Consider the following 2,227-nt stretch of genomic DNA (forward strand, 5'->3'; position numbering starts at 1 on the left):
TGTCCAGCGACATCAGGGACTGCCCCCCTGGCGACACTAAGAACTGACCCCCTCGCTGTTTGATGTGTTGATGGTGGGGTGCGCCGGAGCGGCCTTTTGCAAAAGGCCGCTCCGGCGCTTCTCGCGCAACCGGTAGCTCTCGCCCCGGATGGTGATGACGTGGCTGTGGTGGAGCATCCGGTCGAGGATCGCGGTGGCGACGACCGCGTCGCCGAAGACGTTCCCCCATTCGCCGATGGCCCTGTTCGAGGTGACGAGCAGTGCTCCGCGCTCGTAGCGGCGGCTGACCAGCTGGAAGAACAGATGCGCCGCGTCCGGCTCAAAGGGCAGATAGCCGAGTTCGTCGACGATGAGCAGCTTCGGCTTGGCGAAGTGCGCCAGCCTTTCCTCCAGCCTCCCCTCGGCATGCGCCTTCGCCAGAGTGGCGACCAGCATCATGGCTGGGACGAAGAGCACGGTATAGCCTGCCACGATCACTTGCCGGCCGATTGCGACAGCGAGGTGGGTCTTGCCCACCCCGGGAGGTCCCAGCAGCAGCACGGCCTCGCCGTTCGCGATGAAGCGCCCTGTGGCCAGGTCGCGGACCTGCCCCTTGTCGACCGAGGGCTGGGCCTCGAAGTCGAAGCCGGAGAGGTCCCGCACGAAGGGGAAGCGGGCCAGGCCGAAGCTCATCTCGATCCGGCGCTGGTCCTTGCGGGCAATCTCCCGCTCGCAGAACAGCGTCAGAGCCTCACGGATCGTCAGCTCACCCCGTCCGGCCTCGTCGAGAAGGCCGTCGAGCTGGTCGCGGATGGCGGTCAGCTTGAGCCGTGTCAGCATCCTTTCGAGGTGGTCGGGGGTCTCGAAGGCCATCACCAGGCGCCTCCCGCCACGGCTTCGTATTCGCTGAGCGGCCGCAGCAGCTCCGGCGATACGGTCGCGGTTTCGGGCTCGGCTTGCCCTTCGGCGCGGGCCAGCGGGCTGCCCGTGATGCCCTCGAAGTGCGTCCTGTCCACGATCCGGGCCCGGCGCCCGAGTCTCAACCGATGGCACGCGACCTCCCGACCGGCATGGCTGACGCGCAGCTCCGTGCCGGTGACCGACACGCTGACCCGCTCTCCGATCAGCCGCCAGGGCACCGAGTAGGCGTTGCCGTCGACCTCGACCGCGCAGTCGGACGAGACCCGGCGGACGAGGTCGCGACTGGTCAGGAAGGCCGGAATGCCGTCGACAGGCTTGAGCCGGTGAGCCTCGTCCCGGGAGAAGCGCAGGCAGGGGGGCTCTCCGGTCGTGCCGTGGATACGCACATCCGCGACCTCCCTGATCCAGGCCTCCAGATGCGCTTCGAGCGCGGCGAAGCTCTCGAACCTGCGCCCGGCGATGGCATTGCGCTTCACGTAGCCCACGCCGCGCTCGTCCTTGCCCTTCGTGCGCGCCCGGTAAGGCGCACAGGCCCGGACCCGGAAGCCCCAGTGACGGGCAAAGGCGTGGAGCCGCGGATTGATCGTCACCTCCCGCGTCGCCGGATCATGGTGGGAGATCAGGGCGCGGGCGTTGTCGAGCAACACTTCCTCCGGCACACCGCCGAAGCGGCGGAAGGCGCCTTCCATGCCCTCGAACCAGTGTTCCTGCCGTTCGCCCGGGAAGGCGCGCACATGCAGGCGCCGGGAGTAGCCGAGGGTGGCCACGAAGAAGAACACCTTCACCTGTCCGCCGCCGATCTCCACCCGGCGCTCGCCGAAGTCGATCTGCAACTGCTGGCCGGGGCGTGTCTCGAACCGGACCGTGGCCCGCGCTTCCGCCCGCAGCTCCTGCCGCAACGGCGCCACCGCCCGCTCCACGGTCCGCAGGCTGACCGTGATGCCCTTCTCCGCAGCCAGCTCCTGGCGCACGACGTCCGCGTTCCCGGCATGCCGCCGAAAGCGCTCCGCCACCCAATCCTCCAGGCCGTCGAGCGCCTTCGCCCGCACCACCGGAGACGGCGCGCGCCAACCTCCCGTCGCCAACCATCGCTTCACGGTGTTCCGCGAGCAGCCGAGTTCCGTCGCGATGCGCTTCGAACCCCACCCACGCGCCTTCAGTGCCAGCATCGCCGACACTTCTTCAGGCGTCCGCATCTCGATCCTCCGCGAAACTCGTTCCCGCGAAGAAGAACCCTGCGATACTGCTTCCGTCATGTGACCTCCTTCCGACAAAGGGGGTCAGTTCCTCATGTCGTCAGGGGGGTAGTTTTCCATGGCGCCCGACA

General features: G+C 68.2%; 2 protein-coding genes. Both read right to left on the bottom strand.

The genetic code is table 11. From position 1 onward, the window contains the following. Positions 1-36: 36 nt before the first annotated feature. Complete coding sequence (gene istB, locus BUE30_RS17170) at positions 37-852, bottom strand: IS21-like element helper ATPase IstB (RefSeq protein WP_073334369.1); 816 nt, start codon at positions 850-852, stop codon at positions 37-39. Continuing rightward, a complete protein-coding gene (gene istA, locus BUE30_RS17175; protein WP_073334371.1) occupies positions 852-2,096 on the bottom strand; it encodes an IS21 family transposase in 1,245 nt (414 codons plus the stop codon). Before istA ends, istB begins: the two co-directional genes overlap by 1 nt. Between the last annotated feature and the right edge of the window lie 131 nt (positions 2,097-2,227).

This window comes from Wenxinia saemankumensis (assembly GCF_900141735.1).
In the GTDB taxonomy this organism is placed as follows: Bacteria; Pseudomonadota; Alphaproteobacteria; order Rhodobacterales; family Rhodobacteraceae; genus Wenxinia; species Wenxinia saemankumensis.

Excerpts from the sequence above, each read along its gene's own strand:
- istB (WP_073334369.1), bottom strand. The coding sequence starts at position 852 with ATGGCCTTCGAGACCCCCGACCACCTCGAAAGGATGCTGACACGGCTC.
- istA (WP_073334371.1), bottom strand. The coding sequence starts at position 2,096 with ATGCGGACGCCTGAAGAAGTGTCGGCGATGCTGGCACTGAAGGCGCGT.